Annotated in this window: 21 protein-coding genes; 9 read left to right on the forward strand and 12 right to left on the reverse strand. The window is 55.1% G+C overall.

The features are described from left to right. Window positions 1-13 precede the first annotated feature (13 nt). The 4 genes from Q4544_RS12950 to Q4544_RS12965 all read left to right on the forward strand — a co-directional run bounded on the left by Q4544_RS12950 (window position 14) and on the right by Q4544_RS12965 (window position 5,028). On the forward strand, window positions 14-2,830 hold the full coding sequence (locus tag Q4544_RS12950; protein WP_303506898.1) for a molybdopterin oxidoreductase family protein: 2,817 nt from the start codon (window positions 14-16) through the stop codon (window positions 2,828-2,830). A 106-nt stretch (window positions 2,831-2,936) separates the two neighbouring features. Next, window positions 2,937-3,716 (forward strand): 4Fe-4S dicluster domain-containing protein, encoded by a 780-nt coding sequence (locus Q4544_RS12955; protein WP_303506899.1) that lies wholly within the window; start codon window positions 2,937-2,939, stop codon window positions 3,714-3,716. Beyond that, complete coding sequence (locus Q4544_RS12960; protein WP_303506901.1) at window positions 3,716-4,588, forward strand: DmsC/YnfH family molybdoenzyme membrane anchor subunit; 873 nt, start codon at window positions 3,716-3,718, stop codon at window positions 4,586-4,588. Before Q4544_RS12955 ends, Q4544_RS12960 begins: the two co-directional genes overlap by 1 nt. A 137-nt stretch (window positions 4,589-4,725) precedes the next feature. Then, a complete protein-coding gene (locus tag Q4544_RS12965; protein WP_303506902.1) occupies window positions 4,726-5,028 on the forward strand; it encodes a hypothetical protein in 303 nt (100 codons plus the stop codon). A gap of 36 nt (window positions 5,029-5,064) precedes the next feature. Here the strand turns inward: Q4544_RS12965 and Q4544_RS12970 are convergent, their stop codons facing one another. The 8 genes from Q4544_RS12970 to Q4544_RS13005 form a co-directional block, all read right to left on the reverse strand. Continuing rightward, on the reverse strand, window positions 5,065-5,709 hold the full coding sequence (locus tag Q4544_RS12970) for a DUF1523 family protein (RefSeq protein ID WP_303506903.1): 645 nt from the start codon (window positions 5,707-5,709) through the stop codon (window positions 5,065-5,067). 10 nt (window positions 5,710-5,719) lie between these two features. Further along, a complete protein-coding gene (locus Q4544_RS12975; RefSeq protein ID WP_303506904.1) occupies window positions 5,720-5,986 on the reverse strand; it encodes a hypothetical protein in 267 nt (88 codons plus the stop codon). Window positions 5,987-5,989: 3 nt separating this feature from the next. Beyond that, window positions 5,990-7,384 (reverse strand): DUF6638 family protein, encoded by a 1,395-nt coding sequence (locus Q4544_RS12980; RefSeq protein ID WP_303506906.1) that lies wholly within the window; start codon window positions 7,382-7,384, stop codon window positions 5,990-5,992. Beyond that, window positions 7,381-8,160 (reverse strand): hypothetical protein, encoded by a 780-nt coding sequence (locus Q4544_RS12985; RefSeq protein WP_303506907.1) that lies wholly within the window; start codon window positions 8,158-8,160, stop codon window positions 7,381-7,383. Before Q4544_RS12985 ends, Q4544_RS12980 begins: the two co-directional genes overlap by 4 nt. A 119-nt stretch (window positions 8,161-8,279) precedes the next feature. Then, complete coding sequence (locus tag Q4544_RS12990; protein ID WP_303506908.1) at window positions 8,280-10,214, reverse strand: ATP-binding protein; 1,935 nt, start codon at window positions 10,212-10,214, stop codon at window positions 8,280-8,282. A gap of 120 nt (window positions 10,215-10,334) precedes the next feature. Then, window positions 10,335-11,459 carry a hypothetical protein gene (locus Q4544_RS12995; RefSeq protein WP_303506909.1) on the reverse strand — a complete coding sequence of 375 codons (1,125 nt, stop codon included), beginning with the start codon at window positions 11,457-11,459 and terminating at the stop codon, window positions 10,335-10,337. A gap of 45 nt (window positions 11,460-11,504) precedes the next feature. Then, the gene (locus tag Q4544_RS13000) at window positions 11,505-11,684 is read right to left on the reverse strand and encodes a hypothetical protein (protein ID WP_303506911.1); all 180 of its coding nucleotides are present in this window, start codon (window positions 11,682-11,684) and stop codon (window positions 11,505-11,507) included. A gap of 1 nt (window position 11,685) precedes the next feature. Further along, window positions 11,686-12,762 carry a hypothetical protein gene (locus tag Q4544_RS13005; RefSeq protein WP_303506912.1) on the reverse strand — a complete coding sequence of 359 codons (1,077 nt, stop codon included), beginning with the start codon at window positions 12,760-12,762 and terminating at the stop codon, window positions 11,686-11,688. A gap of 190 nt (window positions 12,763-12,952) precedes the next feature. Here Q4544_RS13005 and Q4544_RS13010 point away from each other — a divergent pair, with 190 nt between their 5' ends. Next, window positions 12,953-13,729, forward strand: coding sequence for an ion transporter (locus Q4544_RS13010; RefSeq protein WP_303506914.1), 777 nt, complete (start codon window positions 12,953-12,955; stop codon window positions 13,727-13,729). Here Q4544_RS13010 and Q4544_RS13015 read toward each other — a convergent pair. Beyond that, complete coding sequence (locus Q4544_RS13015; RefSeq protein WP_303506916.1) at window positions 13,726-13,965, reverse strand: hypothetical protein; 240 nt, start codon at window positions 13,963-13,965, stop codon at window positions 13,726-13,728. The genes Q4544_RS13010 and Q4544_RS13015 overlap by 4 nt on opposite strands. A gap of 177 nt (window positions 13,966-14,142) precedes the next feature. Here Q4544_RS13015 and Q4544_RS13020 point away from each other — a divergent pair, with 177 nt between their 5' ends. The 4 genes from Q4544_RS13020 (at window position 14,143) to Q4544_RS13035 (ending at window position 19,426) form a co-directional block, all read left to right on the forward strand. Further along, entirely contained in the window at window positions 14,143-15,120 is a 978-nt protein-coding gene (locus Q4544_RS13020) for a P1 family peptidase (RefSeq protein ID WP_303506918.1), read from the forward strand. Window positions 15,121-15,213: 93 nt separating this feature from the next. Continuing rightward, window positions 15,214-17,400 (forward strand): esterase-like activity of phytase family protein, encoded by a 2,187-nt coding sequence (locus Q4544_RS13025; RefSeq protein WP_303506921.1) that lies wholly within the window; start codon window positions 15,214-15,216, stop codon window positions 17,398-17,400. A 361-nt stretch (window positions 17,401-17,761) separates the two neighbouring features. Beyond that, window positions 17,762-18,115 (forward strand): hypothetical protein, encoded by a 354-nt coding sequence (locus Q4544_RS13030; RefSeq protein ID WP_303506923.1) that lies wholly within the window; start codon window positions 17,762-17,764, stop codon window positions 18,113-18,115. A gap of 66 nt (window positions 18,116-18,181) precedes the next feature. Then, complete coding sequence (locus tag Q4544_RS13035) at window positions 18,182-19,426, forward strand: Hsp70 family protein (RefSeq protein WP_303506924.1); 1,245 nt, start codon at window positions 18,182-18,184, stop codon at window positions 19,424-19,426. Window positions 19,427-19,527: 101 nt separating this feature from the next. Here Q4544_RS13035 and Q4544_RS13040 read toward each other — a convergent pair whose 3' ends face one another. From Q4544_RS13040 to Q4544_RS13050, 3 genes are all read right to left on the reverse strand, one after another. Then, window positions 19,528-19,998 carry an Hsp20 family protein gene (locus Q4544_RS13040; protein ID WP_303506926.1) on the reverse strand — a complete coding sequence of 157 codons (471 nt, stop codon included), beginning with the start codon at window positions 19,996-19,998 and terminating at the stop codon, window positions 19,528-19,530. Window positions 19,999-20,127: 129 nt separating this feature from the next. Then, window positions 20,128-20,955: a serine protease gene (locus Q4544_RS13045; protein WP_303506928.1), complete on the reverse strand. Its 828-nt coding sequence runs from the start codon at window positions 20,953-20,955 to the stop codon at window positions 20,128-20,130. Between the two features lie 4 nt (window positions 20,956-20,959). Beyond that, window positions 20,960-21,682 (reverse strand): serine protease, encoded by a 723-nt coding sequence (locus tag Q4544_RS13050; RefSeq protein WP_303506930.1) that lies wholly within the window; start codon window positions 21,680-21,682, stop codon window positions 20,960-20,962. Window positions 21,683-21,750 lie beyond the last annotated feature (68 nt).

Raw genomic sequence — 21,750 nt, forward strand, 5'->3', positions numbered from 1 at the left:
ACAGGGAAGCCAGATGACGTTCCAGCAACCTAAGATCGATACCTCCCCAAAGGTATCAGACGAGATTCGCAAGACCACTTGCTACATGTGTGCCTGCCGCTGCGGCATCAACGTACACATGAAAGAGGGCAAAGTTGCCTACATCGAAGGCAACCGTGACCACCCAGTAAACCAAGGCGTTCTTTGCGCTAAAGGTTCTGCCGGTATCATGCAGGTTAATGCGCCTTCCCGCCTCAAATCCCCTATGAAACGCGTTGGCCCACGCGGCTCCGGCGAATTCGAAGAGATCAGCTGGGACGAAGCATTGGACATGGCCGTAGGCCTACTGAAGCCAATCCGCGAAAAGAACCCTGAAAAGCTGGCCTTCTTTACTGGCCGTGACCAATCCCAATCTTTCACTGGCATGTGGGCACAAAGCTTTGGTACGCCAAACTTTGCGGCACACGGCGGCTTCTGCTCTGTGAACATGGCAGCAGGCGGCATCTACACCATGGGCGGCGCATTCTGGGAATTCGGCCAACCGGACTGGGATCACACCAAACTGTTCATGCTGTTCGGTGTTGCCGAAGACCACGACTCCAACCCAATCAAAATGGGTATCGGCAAAATCAAAGCACGCGGTGCCAAAGTGATCGGCGTTAACCCTGTCCGCTCTGGCTATAACGCTGTGGCTGACGAATGGGTAGGCATCACGCCTGGCACAGATGGCCTGTTCATCTTGTCGCTTGTTCATGAATTGATGAAAGCGGGCAAAGTCGATCTTGAGTATCTCTCGCTGTACACAAACGCCCCTGCGCTGATCGACCCTGACACAGGCCTCTTGCTGCGCAATGACGATGACAAAATCATGGTCGTTAACGCCAATACAGGCAAACTCACTCCGTTTGACCAAAAAGGCGTGCGCCCAAATCTAGCCGCTACTTACGAGGCCGACGGCAAAACCTACACAACCGTTATGGCGAAAATGGCCGAGAAATATCTCGACCCACAATACGCGCCAGAGAACGTCGCTGAAAAAACCGGTATTTCTGCGAAGAAAATCAAAACCATCGCCGCAGACATTGCGCGCGTGGCTTTCGAAGAAGAGTTCGAACTCGATCACGAGTGGACAGACTTCCGCGGCGAAACCCATTCCAAAATGAAGGGCCGCCCAGTGTCGATGCACGCGATGCGCGGCATCTCTGCACACTCCAACGGCTTCCAAACCTGCCGCGCACTGCACGTGCTGCAAATCGTTCTGGGCACCGTCGAAGTTCCCGGCGGCTTCCGCTTTAAGCCGCCATATCCAAAACCGGTTGAAGCGCACCCAAAGCCGCACGGCAAGGTTACGCCCGATTCACCACTAGATGGCCCACACCTCGGCTTTACCCGTGGCCCAGAAGACTTGATGCTCAAAGAAGACGGCTCGCCGATCCGCATCGACAAAGCCTTCACTTGGGAAAACCCAATGTCCAGCCACGGTCTGATGCATATGGTGATCTCAAACGCACACGCGGGCGACCCATATAAAATCGACACGCTGTTCATGTATATGGCGAACATGTCGTGGAACTCTTCGATGAACACCAAAGGTGTCATCGAAATGCTGACCGACAAAGATGACGACGGCAACTATGTGATCCCGAACATCATTTATTCAGATGCCTATAGCTCTGAAATGGTGGCTTATGCCGATCTGATCTTGCCAGATACCACCTATCTGGAACGTCACGACTGTATCTCACTGCTTGACCGCCCAATCTGCGAAGCAGACGGCGCAGCTGATGCGATCCGTTGGCCAGTGATCGAACCAGACCGCGAAGTGCGCGGCTTCCAGACAACGCTTGTCCATTTGGCAAACCGCCTTGGCATGCAGGGCTTTGTGAACGAAGACGGTTCCGCAAAATACGAAGACTACGCCGACTACATCGTCAACCACGAACGCAAGCCGGGCGTCGGCCCACTTGCAGGCTTCCGTGGTGAAAACGGCGACAAAACCGGCCGCGGCGAAGTGAACCCGAACCAGCTCGAGAAATACATCGAAAACGGCGGCTTCTTTGTGTCCCACATCCCAGAGGGCGCGAATTACTACAAACCTTGGAACAACGCCTACCAGGATTGGGCCGTTGGCATGGGCATCATCGACGCCCCGGCACCTTATCTGTTCCAGCTGTACTCCGAGCCAATGCGCAAATTCCAACGCGCAGCCGAAGGTCACGGCGATCGCCAACCGCCAGAGCATCTGCGCGAACGTGTCAAATCCGTCATGGATCCACTGCCAATGTGGTACGAACCTTTCGAAGACACAGCCGTTGATCTCGACGAATTCCCAATCCACGCGCTGACACAACGTCCTATGGCAATGTATCACTCTTGGGGCACGCAAAACGCATGGTTGCGCCAACTTCACGGCACCAACCCGCTGTATTTGCCAACCAAGCTTTGGGAACAACATGGCTTCAAAGAAGGCGACTGGGCCAAGGTCTCTTCGACCCACGGCACCATCACCGTTCCAGTAGAACATCAGGCCGCCCTGAATGAAAACACTGTCTGGACATGGAACGCCATCGGGAAACGCAAAGGCGCTTGGGCGCTGGATGACAAAGCACCAGAATCCAACAAGGGCTTCTTGCTTAACCACCTGATCCACGAACTGCTGCCTGCCAAAGGCGACGGTATGCGTGTGGCCAACTCTGACCCAATCACAGGCCAAGCCGCATGGTTTGACCTGCGCGTTAAGATCGAGAAAACCGACGCCCCTGCTGACAATCAGGCGCAGCCGGAATTCCCAGCGATCAAATCACCAGTTGGCCAAGGCCCAGATAATCTCGAATGGAAGGTGGGCAAATGATGACCTCCTCCCGCATTCATCTTTCTAAAAATACTCTGGGGTCTGGGGCAAAGCCCCAGCACTATCAGATGCCCAGCCACCTCCCCAAAATTGGAGTTAGCCACCAATGACTGACCTCCCAACAAGCACCGATAAAAAGCTTGGCCTTGTCATCGACCTCGACACCTGCGTGGGTTGCCACGCCTGTGTGATTTCTTGCAAAGGCTGGAACACCGAAAACTATGGCGCGCCTCTGTCTGATCAACGCCCCTACGGCGAAGAACCAATGGGGACGTTCCTAAACCGCGTGCACAGCTACGAAGTGACCCCCAAAGGCCAAGCTGCCCAAACGGTTCACTTCCCAAAATCCTGCCTGCATTGCGAAAACGCGCCATGTGTTACGGTTTGCCCAACTGGCGCCAGCTACAAGCGTAAAGAAGACGGCATCGTTCTTGTCAACGAAAGCAGCTGCATCGGCTGTGGCCTATGTGCATGGGCCTGCCCATACGGCGCACGTGAACTCGACCAAGCCGAAGGTGTCATGAAAAAATGCACCCTCTGCGTGGACCGGATTTACAACGAAAACCTACCCGAAGAAGATCGCGAGCCCGCTTGCGTGCGGACCTGCCCAGCAGGCGCACGTCACTTTGGTGACTTCGCAGATCCAGAGTCCAACGTTTCTAAACTGACTGCAGAGCGTGGCGGCATGGATCTCATGCCAGAACTCGGCACAGCTCCGGTTAACAAATATCTCCCACCACGTCCAAAAGACACATGGGACGATGAAAGCATCCTTGCACCATTCCTTGAACCAGTGGCCGAAGAGACCGCAGGCTTCTTGGGTTGGATTGATAAACAACTATCTCGCCTTCCTGGCGACACCAATAAAATGGAAGGAGCAGAGTAATGCATCCAGCACCATCCGTTATTGTCTTCTCAGTCCTATCTGGCATCGGCTTTGGCATGCTGGCTTGGCTTGGTATTGAAAGCACACCAGCAACCGGTATGACCGCGTTCTGGTGGTATCTCGTGGCGTTCGGCCTCGCGGTTGTGGGCCTTGTGTCCTCAACCTTCCACCTTGGCCACCCAGAGCGCGCGCTAAAAGCGTTCACCCAATGGCGCACAAGCTGGCTGTCACGCGAAGGCGTCTGCGCTGTGCTCGCTCTATGTGTCATGGGACTCTATGCAGCCGCATTGATCTTTATGGGCACACATATCGCGATCCTTGGCTGGATCGGGGCGGCTCTTAGCCTGATCACGGTCTACACAACATCCATGATCTACGGTCAATTGGCGACGATCCCACGTTGGAACACGCCACTAACAACCGTTCTGTTCCTCACCTTCTCCATCACAGGTGGCGCCCTGATTTCAGGCCGTATCTCCACCGCGTTGGTTCTTTTGGTGGCATCTGCCTTTGTACAGGTCATCTGGTGGAAAAAGGGCGACACAGCCTTTGCTGACCGCGGCTCCGACCTTGGCACAGCAACTGGCCTTGGCAAACGCGGCACAGTTCGTTCAATGGCGCATCCACACACCTCGCCAAACTACCTTATGCGTGAATTCATTCACGTCATTGGCCGCAAACACGCCCAAAAGCTACGCGTGATCTCGCTGGTCTTGATGGCGGGTGTTCCGGTTGTCCTATTGGTTCTGCCATTCAACCACATCTTTGGCCTACTTGCCGTGCTCAGCCACCTGGCAGGCGTCGCAACCTCGCGCTGGCTCTTCTTCGCCGAAGCCGAGCACACTGTCGGCATCTACTACGGCGCACGGTAAACCAAACCAAATCTCAGAAATCAAAACGGGCCCCACAAGGCCCGTTTTTTTATGCCCACGCCCCAAAGGTTTCACGTTTTTGAAAACCCCACCCGCTACAGTCTGGGAAACAAAAAACCACAAGAGGCAGAGACACCGTGAAACGAACAGCCGCCATCATCGCCACCGCCATGCTGACCACCCCAGCCCTCGCATCAAACGCATCCACCTGCAAAGATCCCGCCATCGCCCAAAAGGGCCGCGTATCTGCAGCCCAATGCACCTGCATGCTCAAAGGCGCCGACAAATACCTAGACCGCGAAGACAAAGCCTTTCTGATTGCCTACTGGACAGGAAAACGAAACGACAACCCCAACATCTACTTCGCCAACGCCTACCCTTCAGGCAAAAACAAACCCCTAATCAAATACAGCGCGTACACCGCTGGCCTTTGTAATTAGGGGCAATAAAAAACCCGCCTCGCGGCGGGTTCATTATCACTTACTTTTCCAGCTATCGAGCCATCGCTTAAATCGACCGCGACGCACCGCGATGCCTTCGCCTGCATCTGCTAGGCTATCGCCCACATCCTCGAGAACTGGATCAATCCGCGCCTCGCGGAACCGCACCCAGCGTACCCGGATCGCCCAAGCCAATGCCGCAAACGCCGTTAGGATGATGATGTTCAGCCACGGAATAAACGTCACATCCGGCCCAGCCACAGGCTTTACCCCAACCGCATTCGGATAGATCGACATGAACTCATTCCGCCATCCATAATGGCGCACAGCAACCCATTGCGGCGAGTCCTTCACCGATTTCAGATCCGTCGCCTCCGCCTGTAGGTTCGCCGTGTCAAACTTGAAATATGGCGGCCAGCCCCAGCCTGTATCCTCGTTCCGATAAACCATCGGCTTTTCATTCTCATAGAACGCCTGAATAAAGAACACATCGCGGTTCGCACCCACAGCAGCATTCCCCGCATCCGGCGCCGACCAGAAAATAGAGTTCTCGCCGAAATCCACCCGGCGCACCTCGGTCTCAACAACCCGCACAATATCATTCTGCGGCAACGTGTAGTGAAAGAACGCCGCGATCAGCACCCAAAACGTGCCCCAGAAAACCCATTTAACGTAAGCCATCCCGGCCCCCTCAGTGAAAATTCGTCAGATAGATGATGATCGAGACCACCACCACAGGCACCACATAGACACCTAAAATCAACTTGCGACGTAAGCTGTGATCATACTCTTGCAAGCCTTCTTGCACGAAAGCCTCGCGATCACCACTCATGCCCTCTGCGTCAAATTCGGCCCGCAGCTTATTGCGCCGCGTCGCGCGGGAATAGATCGACAGGCAGAAATACACCACCGTCAACACCACAAACCCGATAACCATCAATCGTGCCAAAGCAAACATCGCCTACCTCCGTATCGCACCCCATGGACCAACCTGATCAATCAAGTCATCCTTGCGGCGCGCCTTATCTTCCTCGATCCGATACCCCCACGGGTTCTTCACCGTCTCGCGCACCGGTTCTTCGGCCAAAGGCGCATCATGCCCGAACAAGGCCTCACGCGCACCGGCTTTATCCGCCTGATATTCCCGTTCCAGAAAATCCGCGACATAGGACTTCTTCGTCTCACTCCACCCGGCATAAGCGCTGTAAAACACCTCTTTGTGGCAGATGAACAATTGCCGCACATCCTTAGGTGCCAGTTCAGCCAATAGCATATTCACCAAATCCCGCTGCGGTGTATCGGCTGCCCGCAACGTATAGAAATACGCCGGATGGTCCGAGGTAATCTTGGGCCACGGCCCGCCATTCTCAGCCCAATTCACCAACCCTTGCAGCGCATGAAACTCTGGCGGCAATTGATCCGCATGCCGCCGCGCCAACGCGCGAATATCGCGCCGCACAGCACCGGTCAGATCAACACCCGCATCCTGCGCCGCATCAACCACAATGAAATCCAGCTTTTGGCGCAGGATCGCACCAGCATCCAAGCCCCGCGCATTCACAATCGGCTCAACCAGATCATTGCGCTCCAGGAACTTCGCAATCTGATTACGATCGCCAAAGTCATAGACCCGCTCAATCGGCAAGGTGCCCAGCGCATCAGACTCTTTCACCGTAATCGCCGCCGGGTTCTTCACCCCGCGAAACAAATACATCCCGCCAAAATGCGCCGTCCAAAAATCATCCTGCGCGAATTCCATATGCTTCAACCGCACCGGATTGCGCGACACATCCCCGGTCTGCTTGGCCAAAGAAATCATATCGGCGATCAGCACATCATCAAACCAAGCGTCCTCTTCGCCCTTAAAGCGATCCACCAACTTGCCCAGCTTTTCCGCCTGTCGAATGGTCCCCTCGGTCGTGTCGCATTCAATCACCACATTGCGAATATCAAACAACCGCGCCGGTTCACCCACCGCATAGACAGAGTTAAACAACTCCCCCGCCACCGCATCCCGCGCGGTCAACGCAAAAAGCTGCGGTTCGTTTTCCAGAATGAAACTCTTCAATATCTCACGGCTGGTCGAGAACTTTGCATTCAACAAAGGCGCGCTCTTTTGCTCTGTCGTCAGCAAAATAAACTGCCGATTACAGCCCCCGTGATTCAAATACAGATGATCCCCCAGCTCATCGCCCACCTCGGGTGAATAGCCAGAAATATCAATGTGGAAATCAGTGAGTTCCGTGGTCTTCCCCGTCAAATGCCTCAACGCACGATTATACCGCTCGACCAATATGGGCGAGGACACCTCAACAAGGTTGCCAAACATCAGACCGCGAGAGATTAAGCGTTTCATTTTGAGCGTTCCCAAACAGGCGACTTAAGGAAATCCTCTATGAATTCAAGCATGGTATCCAGTTCCGTTTCATCAAGCCAAACTCCATTTCCTTCAGATAATTGAACCTTCAATTCTAGCGCGTCTTCAATAAGCTGTTTTAACTTAGTTACGTAGACGTCAGTATTTGGGTAACTGGTAATCTCATTTCTACGATGGCGTTGAGCAATGTAATACGAATGCTCCATGAACCCTCTAGAAATTCTACGTATCTCATCATCAATGGGAAGGTTTTCCTGCGGCGTGGTTCTTAAATCAACTTGAAATTCATCGCGCCCTGCATGCCCTTTGTCTCGTAAAATCGTCCATTTTGGTGAAATATGAGTAAGGTTATACCGGCGAATTTTCTTCAACCTTTCTTGCAGTAACTCAAACGCCTCATCCTGATTGCTTCGTAGTAGCTGTCCCTCAGAGGTATCTGCTTGCGCCTTTAAGGACCGGGCCATATCTTTGGTTGCTTCCTTTTGCCCTTCAAACTCAAGGCGAGTTAGCGCCAGTTCAAGGCGTTGTGCCTTTAGTTCCTTTGCCTGCATTGAAACAGTGGTGATGATACCGATAAATGCGAGAGCGCTGAAAAGACCGGCCAGCGTATCCCCCATTTCATTAGGCTTAAGCGACAAAAACTTTTCATATGCAAACGTGTCGTCTACGGGCCTCAGTGCAAGGTATATGACAACAAAAATAAGCGCGATTGCAGCAACCCATGCAGTATCGATCGGCTCCCAGCCGTCTGGCATCCAAATTCGCAGAAGTTGTCGTACACGAACACGGGCTCGATTTACTGAGGAAGAGCTCAGCGGTACTCTGTTCCGCTTTCTCCTCCTCCCCCACGCATATTTTTCAGTTCGAAGATTACTCACCCCTTCCCCTCCAAATACCGCTTCTTCGCCTCTTCCATCCGGCCCATATCCCGCACCGCATTCTCAATCGCCACCTCGTCAGACTTATCCGCATACCGGAACTCTGAATCCGCGTAACGGTTGATCTCTTGGATCACCATCTCGGGCGTGATTGGTACCCGCAGTTCGCCGATCATATCCTTCTTGGCCTCATAGGATTTGAACAAGAACAGCTCTGGGTTTTCCATCCATTCATCCGGCAATTCAAAATCCATCGCCCGCACTTTGACCGCATCGGTGATGTTCTTAATCGCCCGTCCCGTAAACCGCGGGTCCGCCTGCTGGATCGCCTTTAGATACGTGCCCATCTTGGCAATCGTATCCAACTGCCCAACCTCGGCATTCACCCGATCAAACACGTTCAACAACCCCGGCTCCTGCGGTCTGTTGTAACTCTCAAACGACGCAGCAACCGCCTTCTTGATCTCCTGCGCAGCAAAAGCCTCATGCGCCCCCAACGGGATCGCATGGTTCTTACCCATCAACAGGTTCAAAATATCGATGTAATCTTCCCGTGTCTGCGGCCCATCCACCAAGAACCGCGCCCCGGCACGTTGGCGCAGCGCGTCATCAACGTTCTCTGGATAGTTCGAAAACATCCCAAACGTCGCATTCCCACGCACCACGGTATTGGCGCCAGCAAAGGCCTCCATAAACACGGCGGTGACCTCTTGCTGCCCAGCAGACGATTGCCGATCCCCGCGTTTGCCCGCGATCTGGTCAATGTCATCAATCGTGCCAAATCCAATCACCGTCGGGTCCAGCACATTGGTCATAAACGCCTTAGCGTTCTGCCCGGACTTGCCCTGATAGCTGTCGATATTATCGATACCAAAGTTCTGATACCGAAACGGATAGCCCGCGACCAGACAATAGTCGTTCACCATGCCCGCCATCATCTGGATCAAGGTCGTCTTCCCCGTCCCCGGCGCGCCATCCCCCATAAAGGTAAAGATAAACCCGCCCATCTCGGCAAAAGGATTCAGCTTGCGATCAAAATCATAAGCTATCAGCATCTTGGCCAGCTTCATCGCCTGATACTTGGCAATATGGTTGCCCACGACCTCATTCGGCTTCTTAAACGCCATGGTCAGCGTGCTGCCCTTGCCCTTGGACGCAGGCGCAAAGCCATCAATCGTCAGCCCATCGGCCTCAACCCGCCAGCGCGCACCGGTAAAGGCCTCTAGCCGCGCCGCCCCCTGCGCGCGCAGGGCCACCTTCTCCATCAACTGTTCCGCAAAGGCGCAAACAACAGCAACACACCGCGCCTCATCCGACGCCAAAGCGGCCAAGTCCTGATCCAGCTCCCACAAAACACCGTGCAAAGCCAATGGCGCATTATCGGTCAAGATTTCCTCAACCTCGCCAACCTCAACCTGCACCTCGCCCAAATGCGGCGCGATCAAATAGGACGCTGCATTGCCAAACACATGCAGCACAGCCAAAGCCTCTGCCGCCAGCAATTCACCAAACTCAGCCTTGCGCGCAGCGTCCAAAGACCCGCCCAAATTAGAGCGCTTCAAATCCGATAAACCAGAGGCCTCGGCAAAATTCTCACCCACAGCCAAAGCAATCGCCAACGCCCGCCGCACCCCATGCAACACCTGCGCCTGCAAAGGGCTCACCAACGGGTCATCCCCATCCGCGCCCTCAATCCGCGCCACCAAATGCACACCCTCAGGCCGCGCCGTGGATCGTGTCACAAGCCCCGGAGTGGTCGACCGAAACCGCCGCCGCGTCCCAATTCCAGCAGAGCGTTCCGGCAGGGCTGCCTCAACAGCCTTGGCAATCCGCGGCGTATGGTCAAACCCATCCAACATCGCAACAGCCGCATCATAATGCTTGCGAATATCCTCTTCGCGCAGCTCCATTTGATCACCACTTAGGCTCATATCACCACCTACTCTTCATCTCTCAAATCACGCGCGACGGCTTGTAAACCACACCCAAACCCCACACTTTTTCTTGACCCAAATACCTGCGCCGCAGGCATGGCCGTCAGGCCATTCAAATCATCGATAACTCAACACCCGCCCCTGCGGGCTCACAACAAACTTGCGCACCGATCCAAACCCCGGCGGGTTCAACTCTTCAAGCGCCTGATACGGCCGTTGCGGCAAAATAATCGCCCGCTCCATCCGGGTTGCACCCGTATCCACACCGCGCCCACTAAACGGGTCCAATGCAAACACCTCACGATCCACCGACCCAAACCAGCCCGATTTCTCCTGCGTCACCCGCTCGCTCTCAAGCTCTTCCAACGTCCAGGCCAACGCCCAATCCTGCCCCTTAGGCGCTCGCGCCGCGGCCAGAACCTCGCGCAACGGCCCGGCCTGCGCCGTAAACGCATGGCTATACATCGGCCCCACATGAAATCGCCGCAGCCGTTTGGGGTGCAGATCATCGAAACTCTCATCGAACCCTTTGGCAATCGTGACCAGTTTCAACCCGCCCAGCGCCTGCCCCATCAGATGCGCCTGCACCTCGGGCCAACGCCGCTCGTCCTTGGGCAAGGCATGTTTGCCGCTGTCTTCCAGCTCCATCAAATAGATCGTGGGCAGGTTCACCTGGCTGTCATAAACCGCCCAATGCACCATGAACCGTTTCCGCCCATCGGGCAGGTTTTCGATCCACCGACACTCCGGATGGTTCTGCGCCCAAAATAGCTCCCCTCGCAGCAATTCCTCGTAATAGAGCCGCTGTGACAGCGCGAATTGCAGCTTTGTGGGCAATTCCTGATCACCCAAAATCCCGCGCACCATCTGCTCTTTCAAACTGTCCGCACTCGGCATATTGCGCAAATGGCTTTCCGCCTGCTGCGCGTCATTGGCCATCACCAAAAGCTCGTTGAACACAGGAAACCCGCTCTCAACGCCGTCCATCTGCAACGATCCAAAAAACTGCCCGGTATCCCGTCCAACCAGCAGATACTTCATACTCAGCGCGCGAAAGGTAAAGGCAAGCGAGGTCACATAGCGCGTCAACACGCCCACATCCACCTTGCTCAGACTGCCCTCAGCCTCCATCACCCCGGCCACTCGACCAAGGTGCCCTGTGATGTCGTCAAACTTCTTAAAATACCGCCGACTGGCAAAGGTATCCTGAAGGGCTTTATGAGTGTTCTTCGTCTCGGACATGTCCGCCTTTTCACTTAGTTAAAGCATTAACAGAGAAAGGATCGCCTATCGCTCACCAACCCGCACCCGGCGGCGCAGCAACAAAGCCGACACACCACCGAATAGGGAAAGAACCGCCAAGCCGGGGCTAACGATCACCGCCGCCACAACCAAACCCAGCGCTGAATCAACAGCGATAAACCGAGATAGCCCAGTCCACCGGCGTTTGCGGCCAAAGAGGGGCATCTTAAGCCCCATACAGGTTCTTATCATGCTTCTCGACGATCTTCTGGAACCGGCGGGCAAAGCGTTCATCCGCCTTTGCCTTCGCCTCTAGGACGTCCCGCGCAAAGACCATGTGGTCCTCGTGCGCTTCCAGCATATCCGCCATCTTCTGGTTCGTCGCCGTTCCAATCGCCGCCATAGAGGCCTGCGCTTCTTTATCGGTCTCAACACCAATTTCGTTGATCCGGTGCGCCACATCTTGTTGTTGCGCGGTTTTCAACGATTTGGTCAGCGCATCATACAGCACAACCCGTTGTTTCGTGTCTGTCTGCAGCTTGTTGATCAACACCATCTGTGTCGCCGCTTGGTTCTGCAAACTATCAACCCAGGTCTTACCCTTCTCGATATAGCGCTCCAGCGTCTGCGACTTCGCCAGCTTGACCTGCTCCTGCTGAACCAGCTCGTTATAGGCCTTGTTCAAATCTGCCAGCTCCGTTTCCAACGCCGTCCGCGCCGCCGCGTCCTGCTCAACCGAGATCTTGTTTTCCAGCTCGATAATCTTCGGGTCCATCCCCAAAATATCCGCGCGCAGGGTTTCCAGCTCACCCACAGTGAATTCCCGCTCATCCAGCGTTTCGGTCAAGTTCACCTCAACCTTCGCCTTCTGCTCGTTCAACGTGTTCAACTGACCTTCCAGCAATTGCACAATCACATCTGACTTCGCGATCAAATCCTGCAACTTGTCGTCAATGCTCGCAGTCTTCATCCGCTCTTGGCGCATGCTTTCGGATTTACCGCGACTAAAGATGCCAACAAAACTTTCCCAACCGGTCTTGCCCCGCATCTCGTCAAAGTCTTTGGAAAACGCAGCCGTCACATCATCCAAGCCCATGATCAGCTCGGCAATATTGGCGTTCATCACATCTGTATGGGCATGCACATCGTCCAGCGTCGCGTTTTCAATGTCGATAGACACATCATCGCCCGACTTCATCTTTGCGCGCGCCGTTTCGATACGACCAGTCAACTCAGCAATTTTTGACTGCGCTTCAGCCACCTGCGCCTGAGATTCGCGCACTTGTGTTTCAAAATTCGACATGAAACTCCCCCATTCGATCAATATGTTACGCTCTATATGGGGAGTGTTAATGCGATTTACATCACCCCAAATTGAAAATTCGACCCAATGTCGCAAATCCGCCCTCTCTTTTAAAGTGAAATCCCCGCCAGACATTCCCCCTTGTCCAACCCGCCACGGCACGCCATATGCCCCCGCAATGGAGGACAGGATGACCCTACGCGCACGCATCAACACGCTGATCGACAGCACGCACTTTCAAAACACCATTCTCGCGGTGATCGTGTTCAACGCCGTGCTGCTGGGTCTGGAAACCTCGGCAACTGCAATGCGCAACGCAGGCACGCTGATCCACCTGCTCGACAACATCTGCCTGACCATCTTCGTTTTTGAAATCCTGCTCAAACTCTATGCCCGCCGCCTACGGTTCTTCACCAATGGCTGGGCGCTCTTTGATCTCGCCGTCATCCTGATCGCCCTCACTCCGGGCACCTCAGGCTTCGCCGTGCTACGTGCCCTTCGTATCCTACGCGTGCTGCGCTTGCTTTCCGCGGCCCCCCGCCTGCGTCGCGTGGTCGAGGGCTTTATCACCGCCCTCCCCGGCATGGGCTCTGTCTTTTTGCTGATGACGATCATCTTCTACATCGGCGCGGTCATGGCCACCAAACTCTTCGGCCCCACCTTCCCCGATTGGTTCGGCAACCTAGGCCGCTCGGCCTATTCTCTCTTCCAGATCATGACACTAGAAAGCTGGTCCATGGGCATGGTCCGCCCGATCATGGATCAGCACCCCTACGCTTGGGCCTTTTTCGTGCCCTTCATCATGGTGACAACCTTTGCCGTGGTGAACCTTTTGGTTGGTCTGATTGTGAACTCCATGCAAGACGCCCATCACGAAGAAGACGTCGCCAAAACAGACACCTACCGCGACGAAGTCCTCGCCCGCCTACAAGCCATCGAAGCAAAGCTCGACAAACCGCAAAGCTAGCCCCAGCGCACCAACCCAATAATCGCGGACGCCGCATAGAAAAACTGCAGCGCAAAAAACGCCCAGCGCTTATCCAAAGCCCCCCAAGCCGCAAACAACAGGGCAGAGATCAACAACAACGAAAACCCAAGAATTTCGTTGCCGGTATTGGATGCGATCAACAACGCATAGGCCATGGCCAAAACCGACCCAGAGACCTCAAATATTGTAATCCACTTAGATTTCGTCATCGCCATCCCACCTCTGCTCTGCACATCCTGATGCCACGCAACAAACACCGTTGCAATTCTTTCGCCAACCCAGCGCTTTTTCTTGATCCAAATACCTACTCCATGCCGTCAACACGCCACACCGCTTTCGCTTGATCACCCCCCAATCCCCGCTACTCTGGCGACAACCACAGCGGAGACACCATGCAAACCGGCCCTCAAAACCTCATCACCGATGTAACTGGCCTGCGCGTTGGCAACGCCCAAGACGACCACATCAAATCCGGCACCACGGTTCTAACCGCTGACGATCCCTTCACCGCAGCTGTTCACGTCATGGGCGGCGCGCCCGGCACCCGCGAAACCGACTTACTGGCACCGGACAAAACCGTGCAACAGGTCACAGCCCTCGTTCTCTCCGGCGGCTCGGCCTTTGGCCTTGATGCCGCGTCCGGCGTCGCTGATGCCCTGCGCGCCCAAGGCAAAGGGTTTCAAGTCGCCGACCAAATCGTCCCAATCGTCCCCGCCGCGATCCTCTTTGATCTAACCAACGGCGGCGATAAATCATGGGACCGCAGCCCCTATTACGAGCTTGGCCAACAGGCTCTATTACAGGCCAAATCTGACTTCTCCTTAGGAACCCACGGCGCTGGCACCGGCGCAACAACCGCCAGCTTCAAAGGCGGGTTAGGCTCTGCATCCGTCATCACACCCAGCGGCCACACAGTTGGTGCAATTGTCGCCGTCAACGCCCTCGGCGATGCCATCGTCCCCGGCACCAACCACTTCTGGGCCGCCCCTTGGGAAATAAACGGAGAGTTCGGAAACCACGGCCCAGCGCCCACGCCACCTACCGATTGGCCCAAAACCAAATTCAGCAGCCAGAACACCACCATCGCTATCGTCGCAACAGATGCCGACCTAACCCAAGCCCAATGCACCCGCATGGCCACTGCCGCACACGACGGCATGGCCCGCGCACTGGTGCCCAGCCACACCCCAATGGACGGTGATCTGGTCTTTGCCGCATCAACCAACGCAAAACCGCTCAAAGACCCTGCATTAGACCCGATTCACCTCGGCCATGCCGCCGCCACCTGCCTCGCACGCGCCATCGCCCGCGGCGTCTATCACGCCAGCCCAGCCCCAAACGACACCGTGCCACCCTACCGCCTACCCTAGGGTCAACTGTCACACAACCGATACGCAAACGTCACACAGGCGTAACACGCATAGACCATCTCCCCGAGCACCGAATTCAATCAGGAGCTCAGAATGTCTGCGCGCTTTATCTGCCTAACTTCGGCCTTCGCCCTGACCGCTGGTCTGGCCAACGCCGAAATGAACTTCAACCGCATCGCATCCTTCGCGACCCCGCTGAACATGGCGGCGGGCGAGGACACAAGCCGCGAAACCTCCCCAGAAATCATCGCCGCCACCGCTGACGGCATGACACTGGTCTACACTGACAGCCCATTGGGCGCATTGGGTCGCATCGACATCACCGATGCCGCAAACCCAAAACCATTGGGCAACATCGCCCTGGCAGGTGAGCCAACATCCGTCGCCATCGTCGGCTCCACCGCCTACGCAGGCGTGAACACATCCGAAAGCTACACAGCGCCGTCTGGCCAGTTTGACGCAATCGACGTCGCAACCGGCAAAACCCTCGCGTCCTGCGACCTTGGCGGTCAGCCAGACTCCATCGCCGCTTCCAAAGACGGCAGCTTCATCGCAGTCGCCATCGAAAACGAACGTGACGAAGACCTAAACGACGGCATCATCCCACAGCTACCAGCCGGCAACCTGATCTTGGTGAACACAGCCAAAGACGGCCTAGACTGCGGCTCCATGAAAATGGTCGACCTGACAGGTCTTGCCGACATCGCCCCATCCGATCCAGAGCCTGAATATGTCTCAATCAACAGCCTTGGCGAAACCGTCGTCACCCTGCAAGAAAACAACCACATGGTTGTCGTCTCTGCCAACGGCGACATCATCAACCACTTCTCCGCAGGCGCGGTTGACCTCACCGGCATCGACGCCACCGACGAACGCGGCGCCCTGATCTTCACCGAAAGCCAAATGGGCCGCAAACGCGAACCAGACGCCGTGACGTGGATCGACGACACCCACTTCGCCACCGCCAACGAAGGCGACTACGAAGGCGGCTCGCGCGGTTGGACGATCTTTAACAAAAACGGCACCGTGGTTTACGACTCCGGCACCGACTTTGAAAAAGCCATCATCGAAATCGGCCACTACCCAGACAAACGCTCCGACGCAAAAGGCGTAGAACCAGAATCCGTCACTTTCGGCGAATTCAATGGCACACCCTACGTCTTTGTCGGCGCAGAACGCGCCTCTGTCGTCGGCGTCTACGACGTCACAAACCCAGCGGCACCACAGCTCACACAGCTGCTGCCATCCGGCGTTGGCCCAGAAGGCTACGCCGTGATCCCATCACGCAACCTGCTGATCTCTGCCAACGAAAAAGACCTGATCGAAGACGGCGGCGCACGTGCCCACGTCATGCTGTTTGAACAGCAAGACGCACCAGCAACCTACCCGCACCTCACCTCTGCAGGCGCAGATGAGCTCATCGGCTGGGGCGCAATCTCTGGCATGGTTGCCGACAAAGACGGTATCGTCTGGGCCGTCAACGACAGCTTCTATGGCTTCCAACCGTCCATCTTCAAAATCGACACCAACAGCACCCCTGCGAAAATCGTCGACGTGATCCGCATCCACCGCCAAAACGGCCAAGCCGCCCAAAAGCTTGACCTCGAAGGTATCACACTGGACGGCAAAGGCGGCTTCTACCTCGCCTCCGAAGGCCGCACAGATCGCGTCATCCCACACGCCATCTACCACGTCTCCGCCGATGGTCTGATCAAAGACCGCAAAGGCGAAATCGGCCTTCCAGCCGAACTGATGTCTGTCGAAAAACGCTTTGGCTTCGAAGGCATCACCAAAATCGACGACACCCTTTGGATGGCCGTGCAACGCGAATGGAAAGACGACCCAAAGAACCACGTCAAACTGGTGGCCTACAATCTGAAAACCAAAGAATGGGGCGCGGTCCACTATCCAAAAGCAGAGCCTAAAAAGGGCTGGGTTGGCCTGTCTGAAATCGTAGCACATGGCGACAACGTCTATGTCATCGAACGCGACAACCAACACGACACCCGCGCGGTCACCAAAAAGATCTACAAAATCGCCCTGTCCGAAATGACCCCAGCCCCACTGGGCGGACCGCTACCAGTCGTCACCAAAACACTGGTCCGCGACCTGCTGGATGACCTGACATCAACCGGCGGCTACGTCCTAGACAAAGTCGAAGGCCTCGCGATTTTCGAAGACGGCACAGCAATCTTCTCCACCGACAACGACGGCGTAGACGATCACTCCGGCGAAACCATCTTTATGAACATCGGCAAGATTGACGGCTCTCACGGCTAACTAGACCAACCGTTAAAAACAGAAACGCGCGCCAGAAAACTGGCGCGCGTTTTTTGATAGAGCATTCAATCGCATCTCTCAAAATCGCCACATTCCCAGCGTACGATTCCCCCAAATTTGGATAAGTCGTATGAATAAAATCATTTTCGCATTCACCATTTCAATCATTGCTCTAGCGTCCGCACCGATTGCGCAACAAACAGGGCCCATCAGGTATGTAGAAGTGGCCCAATCCAATTGTCCGGCCGAATGGAAGCACCTGAAATCCCTAAACCCCGACGCCTTGACTCATGTAGAAACAACCCCGGTTGTAGGTGAGACACAAATGGACCCCGTCACGTTAGCCGCATGGGGAAAATACGTGACAGCGATCTCACACCTTGCGGATTATGTCGGAGCCTTTGTCACCTTGATAGATGGCAATACACACAGCCGATCCTTTGCGAAAGAAACCGAAGCAAAGTACCGTTTGGCCACATGCCTGCTTCCTGATCCAAACGAAAGAGAACATTTGCTAACCTACGTCAGCGCCACCGCATTAACGTCCAAATCCGAAGTATCAAAACAGTTATTTCAATCTTTTGACCAGTTTCAATGCATGGGCTTTGGACCCGCTAGCGATCAACTGTTTACGATGGATACCGAACACCCAAGCTTTCCACAAAAGGTGGAAGACATCCAAGAAACCCACATGAAAGTTTGCCCCGATTTATAGCCCCCCTTGACCACGCCCCTCAACCAAATTACCCCTCGCGCCTTCCAAAACTTCTAGGATAGCGCCATGCCCACGATCTCCCCTGCCCTTGGCATTGATTTCGGAACCTCAAACTCCGCCGTGGGGTATCTACGTGATGAGCAACCGCATCTGGTGGAAATGGCGCCGGGCAGCACGACCTTGCCCACCAGCTTCTTCTTTGATTTTGACACCCGCAAAACCCTGATCGGCGATCCGGCCAACGCGGCCTTGCTGAACGGCGACGAAGGCCGCTACATGCGCGCCCTCAAACGTGTGCTTGGTACCAGCCTGATGCACGAAAAACGCCAGCTCTTGAACGAGCGTGTCACCTTTGTCGACGTCATCGCCCGCTTCCTCAAACAACTCAAAACCCGCGCCGAGGCGGACGCAGGCCAACCCTTTACCAAGGTTCTCTCTGGTCGCCCCGTCGTGTTTCACGGCGCTGACGATCCACGCGAACAACAGGCCGAAGACGACCTGCGCCTCTGCTACGAAGCCGCCGGTTTCACCGACATCGCCTTTATGCCCGAACCCCAAGCAGCTGCCATCGCTGGCGGAGCCGACCAATCCAAAGGCTTTGGGCTGATCGTCGACATCGGCGGCGGGACATCAGACTTTTCGATCTTTCAAAAATCCGACAAGGGCCTCGAAATCCTCGTCAACCACGGCGTCCGCATCGGCGGCACAGACTTTGATAAATCCATCAGCTTTGATCAGGTCATGCCGCTTTTGGGCAAAGGCGCTAAGCTAAACCGTGAATTCGGCACCGGCACCACCGACACGCCCAATGCCATCTTCAACGATCTTGCCACGTGGGAGAAAATTCCGTTTCTCTACACCGCGCAAACCCGCCGCATGGTGGCCGACATGGCGAAACTGGCGGCAGAACCCAAAGTGCTAAACCGTCTGAACGCCGTCCTCACCGACGAACTCGGCCACGAGATCGCCTTTGCGACAGAGGCCGGCAAAGTCGCCGCCAATGGCGATCACGCCAATGCGCGGATCAACCTAGGCTACATCGAGCGCGACCTCGCCGCGCCGCTCACCAAATCTGCGATCAACGCAATCCTGATGCCATACGCCACCGCATTGTTTCAAGGCGCTCAAGACACGATGCAAAAGGCACAGCTCTCGCCCGCGCAAATTGATCGGGTGGTCTATGTCGGCGGGTCCAGCTTGATGTCATTTGTCACCGACGCAATGCGCGCGATGATGCCTCAGGCACAGCACGAATTTTCGGCCGTGTTCACCGCGGTCGCATCAGGTTTGGTCATCGCTGCAGATCGTTAACATCCGTTAACAATAAACCCCGCAACCAAAGGCCACGGGGTTCAAAAAGGAATCGTACGTTTCAGACCGTGAAACGTACGAATTTCCAGATTTACAGTTTGTTAATTGACCGTTTTCGCGTCAACCACATCCGCCTCAATCGGCGCATTGCCACGGGCGATTTCGATGCGGCGCGGCTTCAATGCTTCGGGCACTTCACGCAGCAAATCAATGTGCAACATGCCGTCTTCGTGGCTTGCACCATTCACGCGCACATGGTCAGCCAATTGGAATTTCCGCTCAAACGCGCGAGTTGCAATTCCGCGATGCAGATATGATTTTTCAGTGTCTTGTTCAGGTTTCCGCGCGGTCACAACCAGCGCGTTTTGCTTGACTTCAATGCCAAGATCATCGGCAGAAAACCCAGCAACGGCAATCGAAATACGATAGGTATCGTCGGCGGTTTTCTCAATGTTATAAGGAGGATAGCTGGAACCGGCTGCATCTTGTGTCAGGGCGCGATCCATCAGATCAGCGATTTGATCAAAGCCAACAGAAGCACGGTATAATGGTGCAAAATCAAACGTACGCATAGGGTTATCCTTTATCTAAGCGACAACAATATTTGCCTTCCCTCTTGGGACAGACAGTTAATCACCAGGCCCGAAATCGGCACCCGGTAAAGCTGAGATATAGGTCAGATTTTCGGTTTCAAGAGCAGGCTATTGCCCAACTTTCACAAATCGCGCGCCACCGGCCCTGTTACCGCCGCCAACTGTGATGCGTTTTGCGCCTGTGCCAACACGGTTCACAACCGCGCTTTCACCACGCATCTTGCGCTTTAAGTCACTCACAACCTCTTGTAATTCCATACCAAATACGCGCGTAGAGCCATCTTCTAAGTTCGTCCCACCAGAAACCAAAGACAAGATACGCACCCGCCCGCCATGTTTTACGAACACCGGCGCGCCAGATGATCCAAAGGTGGTATCGCAATCAAATTCTAAGATCGTTTTGTAATGCCCAACCTTGTTACACCGCCGCTGCCAGCTCATCGCCTGACTGCGCCCGCGCCCATAAGACATTACTTGAACATTCGTGACATCTTCGCTTCCTGAATGCACCAAAAACGGGTCCGCTTCCGAACTGAAAATCGGACTGTCCAGTTTCAGCAAAGCCACATCTCGTGGGATACTACGCGCCGTGGCCTTACCACCCTCGTTCACGTAACCCTCTGCAATTACGTACTTTTCCACGCGTCGTTCGGTCAGAGCATCGCCGTTTAAGTAACCGGCCCGAAACACTGCATTCCGGGCATCGCGTGATTTGCGCGTGTCAGGATCATATAAACAATGCGCTGCCGTTAGCACTTGATCAGTCGCGATCAAAACAGCCGTGCAAAACCCACCATCTGCCAGATCAAGCCGTCCAACAGCCTCCCAACCCAACATATCGCCACGGTTTTTCATGGTTTCCAACGCGGTCCCCGAGGCAACAGGGCTGGCCATCAACAGCCCGAAACAAAGCGCAATTTTTCCAAATAATTTCATATAATTACGATCCTCCCAAGGCCAACTGGGTCTCTGCCAACGTGACCTTCAGCACCGCCATCGCCGCCGCAACACTCGCCGCCAAAGCCACCGGTTCACCATCCGCCCGCGCCATCGCCGAAACCACTGACACAATCTGTGCACGCCCCTGCACCATCTGCAAAACCGGCGCGCCGCTTGTGCCGAAATTCGCCTGGCACGTTGTCACCAACACCCCTTCTGGGTGTGAATTCAGCGAACAACTATGCTGCAATTGTGGAATTTCGGCGCGGCCTTTGCCGTAAGACAACACACCAACCTCAGCACCGCTGAGATCAGGAAAGCCCACACGAATGGGCTGCACCACAGCATCAGAAATCGGGTTCTCTAACTGCAACAATGCTAAATCATGCTTTAGATTCTGAAGGTTACCTTGACGACCCACATCGTAATCAGGATGTGTCACGGCCTTTTTCACATAGGCATGCGCCGTCTCGCGCCCCTGCGCATAGCCTGCCTTGAACTCTAATTGCCACGCATCAAACCGTGCGCCGTTGGATTTGTCATACAGGCAATGCGCAGCGGTCAGGACCAAATCGGGCGCAACCAACGTGCCGGTGCAAAACCCCTTGTCCCCCAGTTCAATCCGGCCAACAGCTTGCCAAAGGCGGCTTTGCCCCTGAAACCCATCTTGGGCAGAAACCATTGTACCCAAAAGGCAAAACACAGCAATGAAATGGCGCAGCATAGAATTTCCCGTTCAACTTGAACGCTATGCTCCACCATCCAAAGGGCAGAAATTGGGCCGCTCTAGGG

The organism is Cognatishimia sp. 1_MG-2023 (genome assembly GCF_030548175.1).
Classification (GTDB): Bacteria; Pseudomonadota; Alphaproteobacteria; order Rhodobacterales; family Rhodobacteraceae; genus Cognatishimia.

Excerpts from the sequence above, each read along its gene's own strand:
- Q4544_RS12950 (WP_303506898.1), top strand. The coding sequence starts at position 14 with ATGACGTTCCAGCAACCTAAGATCGATACCTCCCCAAAGGTATCAGAC.
- Q4544_RS12955 (WP_303506899.1), top strand. The coding sequence starts at position 2,937 with ATGACTGACCTCCCAACAAGCACCGATAAAAAGCTTGGCCTTGTCATC.
- Q4544_RS12960 (WP_303506901.1), top strand. The coding sequence starts at position 3,716 with ATGCATCCAGCACCATCCGTTATTGTCTTCTCAGTCCTATCTGGCATC.
- Q4544_RS12970 (WP_303506903.1), bottom strand. The coding sequence starts at position 5,709 with ATGGCTTACGTTAAATGGGTTTTCTGGGGCACGTTTTGGGTGCTGATC.
- Q4544_RS12975 (WP_303506904.1), bottom strand. The coding sequence starts at position 5,986 with ATGTTTGCTTTGGCACGATTGATGGTTATCGGGTTTGTGGTGTTGACG.
- Q4544_RS12980 (WP_303506906.1), bottom strand. The coding sequence starts at position 7,384 with ATGAAACGCTTAATCTCTCGCGGTCTGATGTTTGGCAACCTTGTTGAG.
- Q4544_RS12985 (WP_303506907.1), bottom strand. The coding sequence starts at position 8,160 with ATGCCAGACGGCTGGGAGCCGATCGATACTGCATGGGTTGCTGCAATC.
- Q4544_RS12990 (WP_303506908.1), bottom strand. The coding sequence starts at position 10,214 with ATGAGCCTAAGTGGTGATCAAATGGAGCTGCGCGAAGAGGATATTCGC.
- Q4544_RS12995 (WP_303506909.1), bottom strand. The coding sequence starts at position 11,459 with ATGTCCGAGACGAAGAACACTCATAAAGCCCTTCAGGATACCTTTGCC.
- Q4544_RS13000 (WP_303506911.1), bottom strand. The coding sequence starts at position 11,684 with ATGCCCCTCTTTGGCCGCAAACGCCGGTGGACTGGGCTATCTCGGTTT.
- Q4544_RS13005 (WP_303506912.1), bottom strand. The coding sequence starts at position 12,762 with ATGTCGAATTTTGAAACACAAGTGCGCGAATCTCAGGCGCAGGTGGCT.
- Q4544_RS13010 (WP_303506914.1), top strand. The coding sequence starts at position 12,953 with ATGACCCTACGCGCACGCATCAACACGCTGATCGACAGCACGCACTTT.
- Q4544_RS13015 (WP_303506916.1), bottom strand. The coding sequence starts at position 13,965 with ATGGCGATGACGAAATCTAAGTGGATTACAATATTTGAGGTCTCTGGG.
- Q4544_RS13020 (WP_303506918.1), top strand. The coding sequence starts at position 14,143 with ATGCAAACCGGCCCTCAAAACCTCATCACCGATGTAACTGGCCTGCGC.
- Q4544_RS13025 (WP_303506921.1), top strand. The coding sequence starts at position 15,214 with ATGTCTGCGCGCTTTATCTGCCTAACTTCGGCCTTCGCCCTGACCGCT.
- Q4544_RS13035 (WP_303506924.1), top strand. The coding sequence starts at position 18,182 with ATGCCCACGATCTCCCCTGCCCTTGGCATTGATTTCGGAACCTCAAAC.
- Q4544_RS13040 (WP_303506926.1), bottom strand. The coding sequence starts at position 19,998 with ATGCGTACGTTTGATTTTGCACCATTATACCGTGCTTCTGTTGGCTTT.
- Q4544_RS13045 (WP_303506928.1), bottom strand. The coding sequence starts at position 20,955 with ATGAAATTATTTGGAAAAATTGCGCTTTGTTTCGGGCTGTTGATGGCC.
- Q4544_RS13050 (WP_303506930.1), bottom strand. The coding sequence starts at position 21,682 with ATGCTGCGCCATTTCATTGCTGTGTTTTGCCTTTTGGGTACAATGGTT.